Source organism: Rhodoferax sp. (genome assembly GCF_023700745.1).
Lineage (GTDB): Bacteria > Pseudomonadota > Gammaproteobacteria > Burkholderiales > Burkholderiaceae_C > Rhodoferax.
The window spans coordinates 35628-50966 of the sequence record NZ_JAMPYG010000009.1 but is presented as its reverse complement, the minus strand read 5'-3'; the positions used below and the strand labels follow the sequence as shown (position 1 = coordinate 50966).

The 15339-nt window shown below is 59.8% G+C and carries 10 protein-coding genes; 4 read left to right on the top strand and 6 right to left on the bottom strand.

Annotation, left to right across the window (positions count from 1 at the left end):
- Positions 1–5 precede the first annotated feature (5 nt).
- Positions 6–4082 (top strand): phosphoribosylformylglycinamidine synthase, encoded by a 4077-nt coding sequence (purL, locus tag NDJ10_RS08940; RefSeq protein WP_296161297.1) that lies wholly within the window; start codon positions 6–8, stop codon positions 4080–4082.
- Positions 4070–6250 carry a SulP family inorganic anion transporter gene (locus tag NDJ10_RS08935; RefSeq protein WP_296161296.1) on the top strand — a complete coding sequence of 727 codons (2181 nt, stop codon included), beginning with the start codon at positions 4070–4072 and terminating at the stop codon, positions 6248–6250. Before purL ends, NDJ10_RS08935 begins: the two co-directional genes overlap by 13 nt.
- A 2-nt stretch (positions 6251–6252) precedes the next feature.
- Here the strand turns inward: NDJ10_RS08935 and NDJ10_RS08930 are convergent, their stop codons facing one another.
- The gene (locus NDJ10_RS08930) at positions 6253–8286 is read right to left on the bottom strand and encodes a U32 family peptidase (RefSeq protein WP_296161295.1); all 2034 of its coding nucleotides are present in this window, start codon (positions 8284–8286) and stop codon (positions 6253–6255) included.
- A gap of 42 nt (positions 8287–8328) precedes the next feature.
- Between NDJ10_RS08930 and NDJ10_RS08925 the strand changes: the two genes are divergently transcribed.
- Positions 8329–9075 (top strand): heparan-alpha-glucosaminide N-acetyltransferase, encoded by a 747-nt coding sequence (locus NDJ10_RS08925; protein WP_296161294.1) that lies wholly within the window; start codon positions 8329–8331, stop codon positions 9073–9075.
- 46 nt (positions 9076–9121) lie between these two features.
- On the opposite strand, the gene NDJ10_RS08920 is transcribed toward NDJ10_RS08925, so the two are convergent.
- From NDJ10_RS08920 to NDJ10_RS08900, 5 genes are read right to left on the bottom strand one after another with little or no spacing between them, the layout of a single operon-like run.
- Entirely contained in the window at positions 9122–9907 is a 786-nt protein-coding gene (locus NDJ10_RS08920; RefSeq protein WP_296161293.1) for a peptidylprolyl isomerase, read from the bottom strand.
- 54 nt (positions 9908–9961) lie between these two features.
- Positions 9962–10240, bottom strand: coding sequence for a BolA family protein (locus NDJ10_RS08915; protein WP_296161291.1), 279 nt, complete (start codon positions 10238–10240; stop codon positions 9962–9964).
- Positions 10237–10785: a septation protein A gene (locus NDJ10_RS08910; RefSeq protein ID WP_296161289.1), complete on the bottom strand. Its 549-nt coding sequence runs from the start codon at positions 10783–10785 to the stop codon at positions 10237–10239. Before NDJ10_RS08910 ends, NDJ10_RS08915 begins: the two co-directional genes overlap by 4 nt.
- Positions 10782–11189, bottom strand: a complete 408-nt coding sequence (msrB, locus tag NDJ10_RS08905) for a peptide-methionine (R)-S-oxide reductase MsrB (RefSeq protein ID WP_296161286.1) — start codon at positions 11187–11189, stop codon at positions 10782–10784. Before msrB ends, NDJ10_RS08910 begins: the two co-directional genes overlap by 4 nt.
- A 35-nt stretch (positions 11190–11224) precedes the next feature.
- Positions 11225–12709: a protein adenylyltransferase SelO gene (locus NDJ10_RS08900; protein WP_296161284.1), complete on the bottom strand. Its 1485-nt coding sequence runs from the start codon at positions 12707–12709 to the stop codon at positions 11225–11227.
- A 161-nt stretch (positions 12710–12870) separates the two neighbouring features.
- On the opposite strand from NDJ10_RS08900, the gene NDJ10_RS08895 reads away from it, so the two are divergent.
- On the top strand, positions 12871–15309 hold the full coding sequence (locus NDJ10_RS08895; RefSeq protein WP_296161282.1) for a diguanylate cyclase: 2439 nt from the start codon (positions 12871–12873) through the stop codon (positions 15307–15309).
- The last annotated feature ends 30 nt before the right edge of the window (positions 15310–15339 follow it).

Here is a 15339-nt window from a genome sequence, read left to right as displayed (position 1 = left end):
ACCAATTGACTCTGCAAATCACCCCTTTTGAGGGCGGTAGCGCTCTTGGCGCATTCCGTGTACAACAACTTTTGCCGGGTCTGCAAGCCGTGCACGACAAGATCAGTGGCATTGCTGCGCGCTATGTGCATCTGGTTGCGTCAGATCGGGCGCCCAGTCCGGCGCTCAAGGAACAATTGGCCGCGCTGCTGACCTACGGCGAGCCTTATACCGGCCCGGCAGACGGCGTTTTGTTTGTGGTCACGCCGCGTTTTGGCACGGTCTCCCCCTGGGCGTCCAAAGCCACCGACATTGCCCGCAACTGCGGCCTGGTGGTGCACCGGGTGGAGCGCATCGTGGAATACCGCATCAGCCTCAAAAGCGGTCTGCTGGGCAAGCCCGCCCTGAGCGAGGCGCAATTGGCGCAGGTGGCCGGTCTGCTGCATGACCGCATGACCGAGAGCGTGATGTTCGACCGCGCGACCGCCCACCATCTGTTTGACAGCCTGCCCGCCGCACCCATGGCCCATGTTGATGTACTGGCTGGTGGCAAGCATGCGTTGGTGGCCGCCAACACCGAGTTTGGCTTGGCGCTGGCCGACGACGAGATGGATTATCTGGTGCAGGCTTTCACGCAATTGCAGCGTAACCCCACCGATGTCGAGTTGATGATGTTCGCTCAGGCCAACAGTGAGCACTGCCGGCACAAGATTTTCAACGCCCAGTTCACCATTGACGGCGTGGCCCAGGCCAACAGCCTGTTTGGCATGATCCGCCACACCCATCAGACCCACCCGCAGCACATGCTGGTGGCCTACTCGGACAACGCCTCGGTGATGGCCGGCGGCCAGGTTGAGCGTTTCAGCAGCCAGTCCACCCTGGGTGAGGCCGGCATCAGCACGGGCAGTTACCAGAAAAGCAGCGCCTTGCAGCACATCCTGATGAAGGTGGAAACCCACAATCACCCCACCGCCATTTCACCTTTCCCCGGTGCTTCCACCGGGGCCGGCGGCGAGATCCGCGACGAAGGTGCCACCGGCCGCGGCTCCAAACCCAAAGCCGGCCTGACCGGTTTCACCGTCTCCAAAATCAATTGGGGTCAGATTCCAATTAACCCGAGCTACGGCAGGCCGGCGCATATTGCCAGCCCATTGCAGATCATGGTCGAGGGGCCGCTGGGCGGGGCAGCCTTCAACAACGAGTTTGGCCGGCCCAATCTGCTCGGCTACTTTCGCGAGTATGAACAAAACCTGAGCTACACGCTGAAGGACGCTGCCGGCTTGGCGCAGCCGCAGACCGAGCAGCGCGGCTACCACAAGCCGATCATGCTGGCCGGCGGCCTGGGCGTGATTGATGCCAGCCAGACGCACAAAATTGCTTTTCCGGCCGGCACCTTGCTGATCCAGCTCGGCGGCCCCGGCATGCGCATCGGCATGGGCGGCAGCGCCGCCAGTTCCATGACCACCGGCGATAACGCAGCGCACCTCGATTTTGATTCCGTGCAGCGTGGCAACCCCGAGATCGAGCGCCGGGCGCAGGAGGTCATCAACCAGTGCTGGCTCATGACTGAGGCCAATCCGATCCTGGCGATTCACGACGTTGGCGCCGGTGGCTTGAGCAACGCTTTTCCCGAACTGACCAACGATGCCGGACGCGGTGCGCGTTTTGACTTGCGCGCCGTACCGCTCGAAGAATCCGGCCTGGCACCCAAGGAAATTTGGTCCAATGAGAGCCAGGAGCGTTACGTGCTGGCGATTGCGCCCGAGTCGCTGGACTTGTTCAAGGCACTGTGCGAGCGCGAGCGCTGTCCGTTTGCCGTGGTCGGCGTGGCCACCGAGGCCCGTGAACTGATCGTGGGCGATGTGGACCTGTCCCAAAACGCCACCGTGCTGGGCTCAGCAGAAGCTTTGCCCGTCAACATGCCAATGAACGTGCTGTTGGGCAAGCCGCCCAAAATGCAGCGTGAGGTGACATCGGTGAAGCGCGAATTTGCCCCGCTCAAACTGGCGAATGTGACCCTGCAGCAGGCGGCGATCGATGTGCTGGCGCACCCCACTGTGGCCTCCAAACGCTTTCTGGTCACCATTGGCGACCGCACCGTGGGCGGCCTGAGCCATCGCGACCAGATGGTGGGCCCGTGGCAGGTGCCGGTGGCCGACTGCGCCGTGACGCTGGCCGATTTCAAGGGTTTTGCCGGAGAGGCGATGGCGCTGGGTGAGCGCACGCCGCTGGCGACCGTGAACGCACCCGCCAGTGGCCGCATGGCGGTGGCTGAGGCCATCACCAACCTGCTGGCAGCCCCGATGGAACTGGACCGCGTCAAGCTGTCGGCCAACTGGATGGCGGCTTGTGGTGAACCCGGCGAGGACGCGGCACTGTATGAAACCGTGAAAGCCGTGGGGCTGGAACTGTGCCCGGCTTTGGGCATCTCGATTCCGGTCGGCAAAGACTCGCTGTCGATGCGCACGCAGTGGAAGGACGAGTCGGGTGAGGCCAAAAAAGTGACCTCGCCGGTGTCGCTGATCGTGACCGCCTTTGCCACGCTGGCCGATGTGCGCGGCAGCTTGACGCCACAACTCAATGCCACAGACGATACCTCGCTGATCCTTGTCGATCTGGGGCGCGGCCAAAATCGCATGGGCGGTAGCATCCTGGCGCAAACCTTGGGCCAGATGGGTGATGAAGTGCCCGACCTGGACCACCCGCAGGACCTGGTGAATCTGGTCAATGCGGTCAACGCCCTGCGTGCCCAAGGCCGGATTCTGGCCTACCACGACCGCAGTGACGGCGGCTTGTTTGCTGCCGCGTGCGAGATGGCTTTTGCTGGCCATGTGGGGGTGGCGCTGAATGTCGACATGCTGGTGACTGAGGGCGACGGTGTGTCTGACAGCCGCATGGACTGTGGCGACGCCAAAAACTGGGCTGGTCAGATCAGTGGCCGCCGCGATGAACTCACGCTCAAGGCGCTGTTCAGCGAAGAGCTGGGCGTGTTGCTGCAGGTACGCACTGCCGAGCGCAACGCAGTCATGCAGATGCTGCGCGATCACCAGTTGAGCCAGTGCAGCCACGTGGTGGGCAAGACCCGTCCCGCCGACTCGACCATAACGGCAGGTATTGGCGCGGTGCAGGTGTGGCGTGATGCCAAGACCATTTTTAATGCCAGGCTGACTGACCTGCACCAGGTCTGGGACGCCACCAGCTGGAAGATTTGCCAGCAGCGGGATAACCCGGCCTGCGCTGATGCCGAGCATGCCGCGGCCGGTGAACCGTCTGACCCGGGTATGCATGTTCATCTGGTGACGAGCGTGCCGCAGCCGGTGTCACCCGCCCTCATGTTGTCGCGTCCCAAGGTGGCCGTGCTGCGCGAACAGGGTGTCAACTCCCATGTGGAAATGGCCTATGCCTTCACTGAAGCGGGGTTTGAGGCCTTTGACGTGCACATGACCGATCTGCAATCAGGCCGTGCCAGACTGGCGGATTTCAATGGCGTGGTGGCCTGCGGCGGTTTCAGTTATGGCGACACGCTGGGTGCCGGCATTGGCTGGGCCCGCTCCATCACTTTCAACCCCGTGCTGGCGGATCAGTTCAAAGCCTTTTTTGCGCGGCTGGACACCTTTGGCTTGGGCGTGTGCAACGGCTGCCAGATGTTTGCCGAGCTGGCTGACATCATTCCCGGTGCGCAAGACTGGCCACGCTTCACGACCAACCAGAGCGAGCGTTTTGAAGCGCGCCTGAGCATGGTCGAAGTGCTGGAATCGCCCTCGATTTTCTTGGCAGGCATGGCTGGCAGCCGCCTGCCGATTGCTGTGGCGCATGGCGAAGGTTATGCCAACTTCAAGCATCGCGGCAACGCCGCCAAGGCCATTGCCGCGATGCGCTTTACCGACAACCATGGTGTGGCGACCGAAGCCTATCCGTTCAACCCGAACGGCAGCCCGGGCGGTTTGACTGCCGTGACCACCCTGGATGGCCGATTTACCGCCATGATGCCTCACCCCGAGCGCGTCTTTCGCAACATCCAGATGAGCTGGACGGACCAGGACCGTGATGCATACAGCCCCTGGATGCAGCTGTGGGAGAACGCCAGAAAGTGGGTGCGTTAACACCAATCAGCCGCAACTTTTCCGGTGCCGTGGTGGCGCTGGAGACGGTGGCCATCGTCCTCACGCTGGGCTTGCTGGCGTTTGCACCCTTGGGTGCTTATGCGCCACTGGGTATTGCCGCGGCTTTTTCTGCGGTGATTGCGGGAGGACTGGTTTACGCTTTGCTCGGCAGTGTGGCGTCGCCCTCGGCCGGACCCACGTCGGCCACGGCGCTGATTTTGGCCGGACTGGTCGCGCAGTTGGTGCGGGATGCACGGTTCGACCTCCATAGCGCCCATGGACTCGCGATGCTGCTGGCGATGGTGGCGAGCAGTGTCATGCTGATGGGCTTGTTCCAGATTCTGATGAGCTTGGCAGGGCTGGGACGCCTGGCCCGGTTTGTGCCGCAACCCGTGCTGGCAGGCTTCATGAATGGTGTGGCCCTGTTGATCCTGTTCTCGCAAATTCCGATCCTGCTGGGGTTGCCAGCGTTGACCCGCTTGACTGACCTGACCAGCCTGCCGCAGGCGCAACCGCTGGCCTTGCTGGTCGGGCTTGCCACGGCAGGCACGGTCTGGCTGGTGCATTGGAAATGGTCCAGGGCATCATCGAGTCTGCTGGGCATGACGGTGGGTTGCATTTTGTTCGTCGTGCTCCTGGCTGCCTTTCCGGGTCTGCACCTGGGTGACGTCGTTGGACCTCTGCCGCAGGGACTGGTCAGGCCCGATGCCTTGCAGCCGCTGGCCGATAGCGATACCTGGACGCTACTGCGCGATCACGGCAAAGCGGTGATTCTGACCGCCGCTGTTCTGGCTGTCATCGGTTCGCTGGAGTCGCTGCTGGTGGCGCTTGCCACGGATCAGTACGCCCATTTCCAACATGATCCGGGTCGGGAACTGCGGGCGCTGGGGGCGGCCAACATGGTCAGCGGCTTGTGTGGCGGCCTGCCGCTGGTGATCTCCAACGCACGGTGTGTGCTGCTGCTCAGAAAAGACGCTTGCGGGCGCGGCCCGGCGCTCGCATCCGTCATCGCTTTTGTCGTGATCTATGCTGTGGGTGGACCCTGGCTGGCCATGCTGCCCAAGGTGGTGTTGGCCGGCATCATGGTCACCATTGCCGTGGCGCTCAGTGACCGCTGGACGCGTCAGTTGATGCGCCAATGGCTGTCCGGCGAACGCTCACCAGACTTGCGGCACAGTCTGGTGGTGGTGGCGCTGGTCTGTCTCGTCACGGTTTTGTTTGGGTTTGTGGCGGCCGTCGGCATGGGCAGTCTGCTGGCCATGTTGATCTTTATCAGTGCCATGAACCGCTCCCTGATACGCGGGCGTTTCAGTGCCCTGGAACGGCCTTCGCGCCGCATCTACGGCAGTGCGCAGGCCAGTCTGCTGCAGGTCGCGCGCCAGCGCGTGGTGCTGATTGAATTGGAAGGGGCGCTGTTTTTTGGCAGTGCAGAGCGCCTGACCACCGAAGCAACGGCACTGGCGCCCGATTGCCGCTGTCTGGTGTTCGACCTGAGTCTGGTCAGCATGATCGATGCGTCTGGGGCCATGCTGCTGCAACAACTTTCAAGCCAGCTTGAACACCGCGGCATGTCCCTGCTGCTGGCCGGTGTCAGCGCCGACAACATTCGGGGAAAACGCCTGAGAATCTTTGGCTGTTTTCCCGCCAATCTGCCCGGCGGCGGGCGGGCGGACTGGTGGCCTGATGCCGATCAGGCGATCGAAGCAGCCGAGCAGATGTTGCTGACCGAGGCGGGCGTTGATGCGACGCAAACGGTCGTACCATTAGCCGACACCTCTCTGATGCGGCGTCTGGGTGCGCAGCAACTGGAACGCGTCAAGGAACGCATGGAGGTTCGTCACCTGGGTCCCGGAGAAGCTTTATTCCGTCAGGGCGATCCGGGCGACCGGCTCTATGTACTGACGCAGGGCTCAATCTCGATCATTGGCGGCAATGGCTCTGTCAGGCAACGCTTTGTGAGCTTTTCGCCAGGGGTCATGATGGGTGAAATGTCGATGCTCGACGGCGCTGGACGCAGTGCCGACGCCATTGCCGACTGTGAGGCCGTGGTTTGGTCGCTGACGCGTGAAGCCTATGAGGCACTGGTTTTGGATGATCCGTTGCTGGGCGAGCGACTGACCCGCAACATCGCCATCCATCTGGCGGAACGCTTGCGTGGGCCCAGGTAGGGTCAATGCCCGAATTCGCTGCTGCTGGCCGCCGGGCGGGTCTTGAAAAAAGCCAGCGGGACGCCCGCACCAGCGCGTGCGGCGGCCAGTTCCTGCCTGGATTGTTGGGCCACAGCCGGTTTCATTTTGCCGACCACATGCATCTCGCACGGTTTGCAGTCAAAACGCAGTGTGAGTTTTTCGCGTCCGTTGATCAGTTGCAGCGGTTCGGCCCTGATCGTGCCCTGCACGCCGGTCACGCCCTTGGCCTGCTTCGGGCACAGGCTTAAAGAGTAGCGCACGCAGTGTTTGGTGATCATCAGGCTGACCTCACCGGGTTCTTCAATCGCTTCATAGGCAGCGGCGATGACCTTGACGCCGTGGCGCGCGTAAAAGCTGCGCGCCGCCCGGTTGAAGACATTGGCCAGGTAGCTCAAGGTATCTTCAGGGTAGGACGCTGGTGGCTCGACGGCCTGACCGGGTAACCAACGCACAAAGCCGGCGGCGCGTGCCGCTTCCAGCGCCTGCACGGCTTCGCGGCGCAGCGGGTTCAGCACTGAAGCAGGCACAAACCAGGGCTGGGCAAACGCCACCTGCACATCACTGGCGGTAAAAATGGTATTGCCGAGTTTGGAAATATTTTCCACCAGAGTATCGAGTGCGCCGGCCTTGTCCTTGGCCGGCGTGAGCGCCAGGGTGGCTTGGGCGCTGGCGTTGAAACCGTCTTCGTCGGTCAAGGTGAGGGTGATGCCATCGGCGTTGCCAGCCAGGTGTGCCCAAACCTGGATGCGCCGTTCGCTGGATTTTTTGTCGAGCGCGTGCAGCCAGTGGACGTCGCGATTGCGGTTGACTTCGACGCCTTTGCGCAGGTCTTTCAAGCTCGCCAGTTCGTCCTTGGGGAATACGCGCCAGCTGCCCTTTTTGGCACTGATGCATTCGGCTCGATTGATGGCCAGGCCGACCAGCTCTTTTTGCAGGTTGTAGTAACACAGACCATCGCCGTTGTGCAGCACGGCTTGGCGGTCATTCAACTCAAGATCAATCCAGTTGGGGCCGACCTGGGTAACAAAACCGATGGGCTGGCCCGGGTTTTTGGGCGTGTCGAAAGCGCCAATGCTGTCTTGGCGGCCGTTGACAAAGTAGTCGGTGAATTCGCGATTGAAGTTCTGATTGGGGTCAGGCGTGAAGTTGAACGTGGTGCGCCCGCTGCTGGCACGGGTCAGCGGGTCGGCACTGTGCTGGCGTTCTTCGATGAGTTCGTCAAGCAGCCTGCGGTAATGCGCCGTGATGTTTTTCACATAGGCCATGTCCTTGTAGCGGCCTTCGATCTTGAAGCTGCGCACGCCGGCATCGACCAGTGCGGCGAGATTGTCGCTCTGGTTGTTGTCTTTCATGCTCAAGACATGCTTGTCGTGCGCAACAAAACGGCCCTTGTCGTCGACCACCTGGTAAGGCAGGCGGCAGGCCTGGCTGCATTCGCCGCGGTTGGCGCTGCGCCCGGTGTGCGCCGCGCTGATGTAGCACTGGCCGCTGTAGGCCACACACAGCGCGCCATGGACAAAAAACTCCAGGGTGCTGCGGGCCGGGTCGGTGGCGGCGCGAATGGCGGCAATTTGTGGCAGCGTGAGTTCACGCGCCAGCACCAGTTGGGTCAGGCCCACGTCCTGTAAAAAGCGCGCTTTCTCGGGGCTGCGGATGTCGCACTGGGTGCTGGCATGCAGTTGCAGCGGAGGCATGTCCATGGCGAGCAGGCCCATGTCCTGCACGATCAGCGCGTCCACGCCGGCGTCATACAACTGCCAGGCCAGCAGGCGTGCGCCTTCCAGCTCGTCGTCGCGCAGGATGGTGTTCATGGTCACAAAAATGCGGCTGTTGAAGCGGTGAGCGTGCGCCACCAGCCGGGCAATGTCAGCCACCGTGTTGTCGGCGCTGGTGCGCGCGCCAAAGGATGGCCCGCCAATATAGACGGCGTCAGCCCCGTGGTTGACGGCTTCGATGCCAATGGCGGCATCGCGCGCCGGAGCTAACAGTTCGAGTTGATGGGGCAGCAGTGACATGGGGCATGATTATCGGGCACCGGGTCAATTTACACTTTGGCCATGAAAATCCAACGTTTTGACACGCTTGATGCACTGCGCGGCTTGGCCATGCTCTGGATGACGGGGTTTCATTTTGTCTTTGACCTGCGCTACTTCAAGCTGGTCACGCAGGACGTGGTCCGCGACCCGTTCTGGACCTGGCAGCGCACCCTGATCGTGAGCTTGTTTTTGCTGTGCGCCGGCATGGGTCAAGCCTTCGCCACGGCGCAGGGGCAAAGCTGGCCGCGCTTCTGGCGGCGCTGGGCCCAGGTGGCTGGCAGCGCGCTGCTGGTCACGGTGGGCTCCTGGCTGATGTTTCCCAATAGTTTCATCTATTTTGGCGTGCTGCACGGCCTGGCACTGATGTTGATTGTGGTGCGCCTCACCGCCCACTGGGGGACTTGGCTGTGGCTGCTGGGCGCGCTGGCCATTGTTTCCAAATTTATTTTTGAGAACCTGCTGCAGACCGGGCCTTTGCTGCCCTGGGCCGACTCCTTGAACAGCATGCATTGGAACTGGTTGGGCTGGATCAGCAAAAAGCCTGTCACCGAGGACTACGTGCCCTTGTTTCCCTGGCTGGGTGTGATGTGGTGGGGCGCAGCAGCCGGTGCCTGGCTTTGGAGACAACAGTTCGATTGGCTGGCCCATCCCTTGCCGCAGCCCGTGCAGGCGCTGGCTGGACTGGGGCGCTGGAGCCTGAGCTACTACCTGGTTCACCAGCCCGTGCTGATTGCGCTGGTGGGTGGGTTCAGCCTGCTATTCAAATAAAAAAGCCGGATGAAATCCGGCTTTCAGGGGCTATAAAGCGACCGGTTTATTCAACCTTGGCTTTTTTGCGCAGGTTTTCCTGATATTGGGTCAGCTTTTGCTGCTGAAGTTGTTGCGATACTTGTGGCTTGACCTCTTCGAGCTTGGGCAATTGGGTATCGCGCACGTCATCCAGGCGGATGATGTGGAAGCCGAACTGGGACTTGACCGGAGTCTCGGTCAACTGACCTTTGGTCAGGGCTGTCAAAGCGCTGGCAAATTCGGCCACATAGTTGCCGGCAGGTGCCCAGTCCAGATCACCACCCTTGGCGCCAGAACCTGGATCTTTGCTTGATTTTTTGGCGATTTCTTCAAACTTGCCACCTTTTTTGAGCTGGGCAATGATCGCCTTGGCATCGGCTTCCTTTTCTACCAGAATGTGACTGGCTCGGTACTCTTTGCCACTGTTGGCGGCTGCAAACTTGTCGTATTCAGCCTGGATGTCGGCATCGGTGACTGGGTTGGTTTTTTGGTAATTGGCGAACAATTCACGGATCAGGATGGTCTGGCGCGCCAGTTCCATCTGGTTTTTGAAGTCGACCGTGGTGTCGAGGCTTAATTTTTGGGCTTCCTGTATGAAGATTTCGCGCGCGATCACTTCGTCCTTGATCTGCTGCTGGATTTCTGGCGTGACCGGGCGGCCAGAGCGCGCCACCTGTTGGCTCAAGACTTCCACACGTGTCAGAGGAACGGCCTTGCCATTAACGATGGCCACATTTTGTGCCACAGCCACGGTAGACATACCACCCAGAAAGGCTGCCAGGGCAAGACCTGATACCAGTTTATTTTTCATGCAAATTTCCTGCAAATAATTTAAAAAGAAAAGCGAAATTGTCGACCTCGGCCGTCAGACTTTTGGTGTTTGGGCTTCAATGGCCAGGGCATGCAAGCCCTGATCCATGAAATCTTGGAGCGCATCATACACAAGCCGGTGCCGTGCCACGGCGGACTTGCCGGCAAAAGCCCCAGCCGTGATGCGCACCCGGAAGTGGCTGCCAAAGCCGGTGCCGTTGGCGCCGGCATGGCCGTGGTGCTGGTGGCTCTCGTCGATCACCTCGAGTTGGCTCGGTTGCAGGACCTGTTGCAGGCGTTGCTGCAGTTGCGCGGCGGTGGGAGCTTGGTTCATGGTGTTGGGGTTTTGGTGTCGTCAGCCACCAGATAACGTGAAATATAAAAACCCTGGCCGACGATGAAGATCAGCGGGAAAGCATAGCCCCAAAGCTTGAAGTTGACCCAGGCTTCGGTGCTGTAGTAGGCCGCCACATAGGCGTTGATGAGCGCCATAAAGGCGCTGTAAGCGATCCACATGATGTTCAGGCGCATCCACACCGGCTCCGGCAGGGACAACTGGCTGCCCAGCAACATCTTCAAAAAATTCTTTTTGTAAATCCAGACCGCCACCGCCAGCGCAATCGCCATGGCGGCGTAGAGCACCGTTGGTTTCCATTTGATGAAACGGTCGTCATGCAGCACCAGGGTCAGGGTACCAAACATCAGCACCAGGGCCAGCGTGATCTTGTGCATGGCCTGCAATTTGCGGTCAATGCCGTAGATGAGCGTCATTTGCAGCACGGTGGCGGCCATCAGCACGCCGGTGCCAATGTAGATGTCGTACATCTTGTAGGCGCCAAAAAACAGCAGGATGGGAAAAAAATCGATCAGTATTTTCATGTAGGGCTGAAGTTTAACGAAGCCGAGTTCATGCAGTAGCGCAGGCCGGTGGGGGCAGGGCCGTCGTCAAAGACGTGGCCGAGGTGGGCACCGCATTGGGCACACACCGTTTCCACGCGAGTCATGCCCAGGCTGCGGTCGGTAATCTCTTCGATGGCACCCGGGACAGCCAGAGAAAAACTCGGCCAGCCACAGTGCGCGTTGAATTTGGTGTTGGAGTCAAACAACTTGGCATCGCAGCAGATGCAGTGGTAGCTGCCGTCGGCCTGGTGCGCTTCATATTTGCCGCTGAATGGGCGTTCGGTGGCTGCATGGCGCGTGACCTGGTAAGCCACAGGTTCAGCGCCTTTGGCTTGCAGGATGGTTTGCCACTCGACATCGGTTTTCTGAATTTTGAAAGGCATGACGGTCTCGTTTGAATTGAAATGTATCGGCGTGTTCAGGAACTGCAACTGATCTCGATCCGGCTTGCCCAGTCGGGAGGCAGGCCGGCATAAGTTTCGAACGCGGGATGCTCGTCGAAAGGACGCTCCAGCAGAGTCAGCAAATGGGCGACCATTGAGAAATCCTTGCCTTTGGCGGCTTCGATGGCCAGCTCGCCGAGGTAGTTGCGCAGCACATATTTGGGGTTGGTTTTGAGCATCAATGCCGCCGTCTCGTCCTGATCAACACCAGCGAGGCGCGCGCCATAGCGCAGCAGCCAGGCATCCCAGGCCGCAGTGTCCAGAAACAGGTCGCGCACCGGCGCAAACTGCTGACTGGCAACCGCCTGGCTCAGCCGGCGCCAGAACAGGGTGTAATCGACCCGGTCTTGCGTCAGCAAGGCCATCAGGTCCTGCAGCAGGGGGTGATCGGCAGGGTTGTCGTTGCCTGCCACCAGTCCCAATTTGGTGCGCATCAGCTGCTGCCAGGTGCGCTCAAACACCGGTTTGAAGGTGTCCAGGGCCTGCAGGGCCAAGGCTTTGTCTTCGATCAGCGGCATCAGCGCCTGCGCCAGCGCATAAAGGTTCCAGTGGGCAATCTCGGGCTGGCGGTCAAAAGCATAACGCCCACCGCGGTCGGTGTGGTTGCAGATGTGTCCCGGGTCATAGGTATCCAAAAACTGAAATGGCCCGTAGTCGATGGTCAGGCCCAAAATACTCATGTTGTCGGTATTCATGACACCGTGGCAAAAGCCCACCGACTGCCAGTGCGCGACCATCACAGCGGTGCGTTCGGTCACCTGCATCAGCAAATTGGCATAGGGGTTGGCGGCAAGCAGGCTGGCGGTTTGGCAGTCCGGGTAATAACGTGCAAGCACATAGTCGGCCAGCGTTCTGAGTTGCATTAACTGGTTGCGCGCGGCAAAGTGTTCAAAATGGCCAAAACGGATAAAGCTGGGAGCTACGCGTGTCACCACGGCTGCGGTTTCCAGGGTTTCGCGCGCCACTTTCTCGTCGGACCCCACCACGCACAGGGCGCGTGTGGTCGGGATGCCCAAACCGTGCATGGCTTCACTGCACAAAAATTCGCGGATGCTGCTGCGCAATACGGCCCGGCCGTCGCCCATGCGCGAGTAGGGCGTCAGGCCCGATCCTTTGAGTTGAACCTCCAGGCCGTTGATCTCGCCCAGCAGGCAGGCTCGGCCATCGCCCAGTTGCCCGGCCCAGTGGCCAAACTGGTGGCCGCTGTAGACACTGGCCAGCGGTTGGGTGCCGCCGATGGGCTGGTTGCCCGCCAATGCCTGTAGCAGTGCATCGGATTGCAGTTGACTGGCTGGTAACCCCAGCATCTCTGCCACTGCAAAAGAACGACCGACCCAGTAGGGCGCCGGCATGCCTTGCGGGGCCAGCGAGGTGTAAAAATCAGGCCCCAGGCGGTGGAAATGGTTGTTCCAGACCAGGCCGGTATGGCTGATTTGGCAAGGCTGGATCAGAGCGTTCATGGGTGAATTGTGTCGTGCAAAGCTCAAACCCAATGTTTGCAGGGGCATCCATTTGATTTATCCCGTAACATCTCGTTACTTGGCCTTTGTCGGCTGGAACCTTCCTCTTTATGTTGCCTCACCGTTTCTTGCCGCAATCTCTCAAAACCCGAGTCACGCTGATGACATCGCTCATCGTGGTGTTGAGCTTTCTGCTATTGGCTTTTTACAGCAAGAGTTTGTTGCGGGAAGAATTGCTGCTTTATACCGGTCAGCAACAGCGCTCGGCTTTGAACTTGTTGTCTTCCGAGGTCAATCTCGGCTTGCGCAACCGGTTGGCAACCCTGGATACGGTGGCCTTACGGGTGACATCAATCATGCAGCAAAACCCGGCAGCGTTACAGGCTTTCTTGCAGGAGCAGTCGTTTCTGGCCGGACCGTTCAATGGCGGTGCCAGGCTATGGAACCAGCAAGGGGTGTTGCAAGCTGATGTGCAGTTTTTGCCGGGCGGTCTGGTCACGCCAGCCCTTGCGCCAGAGGAGTTGGCGCGGGTGCTCCACGACGGACAGGCGGTCATTGGTCAGATTCAGGTCAACAACAAGCTGAAAACGGCCTGGTTTGCCATGGCTGTGCCCGTTCGCAGCCCTGTGGGCGATGTCACCGGTGCTTTGGCAGGTGTGGTGCTGCTGGATGATGTCAATTTTTTGAGTCAATTGACCTCGCATCGTTATGGCAAGCGGGGCAATTTTTTCCTGGTGGATGCAAGTCAAAGACTGATTTTTGCCACGTCCGAACCGACGCGCTTGCTTGAAAAGTTGCCGGCGCCTGGTGTGAGCACATCTATAGATCGCTTCATGCAGGGATTTGAGGGCACGGCACGGGTGATTGATCCGAAAGACGGGGATCTGCTGGTCAGCGTTCAACAAATTCCCATGGCCCATTGGTACGCTGCGATCACGCTTCCCCCCGAAGAAACTTTTTCCTTGATCGAAACCATCAAGCCACGCGCCAGGCTGGCGGGTTTGGTGTTGCTTCTGCTTTGCCTGGCCTTGATCTGGTTGATGCTGCGCCGCCAGTTGGCTCCCATGACTGCGGCCGTCAATACGATGGACGGCTTTGTGCGCAAAAACCAGGCACCACAAGCCCTGCCCGTGGCGCTGAACGACGAAGTGGGTCATCTGGTGGGTGGTTTCAATCGGCTGCTCGATACTTTGGCGCAGCAGCAAAAAGCCTTGAAACAACGGGAATTGTTCAATCAGGCGGTGCTCAACTCGGTAGCTGCGGAAATCGCCGTGCTGGACCATGACGGTGTGATTCTCGAAGTGAATGAAGCCTGGCGGCGCAATGAGATAGAGGGCGCTGGGGAACCACGGCAAAACAGTCTCGACATGAATGTCGGGAGCAATTTTCTGGCGGCGTGCCAGCTCATGGAAGCTGATGCCATCGCGCGGGACAACATGACGGCACAGGACGGCATCCACGCGGTACTGGCTGGACACATACCCCGGTTCTACCTTGAATACGCTTCCCATTCCCCTGCGCAGCAGCGCTGGCTCAGCATGAGCGTGACGCCGCTGGAGGGTGAAGACCGACAGGCGGCAGTGGTATCTCTGGAAGACATTACCGAGCGCACCCAGATGGCGCAACAGGTGCGGGAACTGGCTTTTCATGACCCATTGACCGCTTTGCCCAATCGGCGCCTGGCGCTGGAGCGTTTGTCGCAACAGGTGATGCGTGCGCGCCGTACCAACACCCGCTTGGCACTGTTGTTTATTGATCTGGACAAGTTCAAGCCCATCAACGATGAACTGGGCCACGAGGTGGGCGATTGGCTGTTGCAGGCTGTTGCACAGCGTATTCAGGGCTGCCTGCGTGTCTCGGATACCGCTGCGCGCATGGGGGGGGACGAGTTTGTCGTCTTGCTGCCTGACCAGCAAAACAGCGAGGTCGCGGTGCTGGTGGCCGAAAAAATCCGCCATGCGCTGGCTCAGGAGTTTGTGACCGACAAGGGCATGGTGTTGAGTATTTCGTCAAGCATCGGAGTGGCCTTGTACCCGGACCATGGCGGGACTGAGAAAGATCTGCTGCGCCTGGGTGACGAGGCCATGTACCAAGCCAAGAAAAGCGGTCGTAATGCGGTCTACCTGTGTTTGCCGGTGGTGGCAGAGTCGCACCGCGAGGCAGAGACTGTCGTTGCGGCATCTTATGTCCACCTGCGCTGGAAAGAAGCGTTTAAAAGTGGTCATGTTGTCCTTGATGAGGAGCATGAAACATTGTTCCTGCTGGCCAATACGCTGCTCGACAAGGTGGTTTTGCGGCATCAGGCTCCGCAGGCGTTTGAAGCTGCTTATCAGTCACTACTGAATCACACAGTGATGCATTTTGCCCATGAAGAAGCTATTCTGCAAGGGCTCGGGTTTGCCGATTTGGCCCGTCACTCGGAGCAGCACCAGGTGCTTTTGACCCGTGCCAAAACACTCTATGAGCAGTTGCATGATGCGCCTGATGAAGCTGGTGCCGAGGGTCAATTGATCAGGTTCCTGGTATTCGAGCTGGTGGCGGGACACATGTTGCAGTCCGACCGGGACTTCTTTACCTTGTTGGCCATGCCTGGAAGATGACTGGTTTGGCGGTACGATACCCGCTGACAG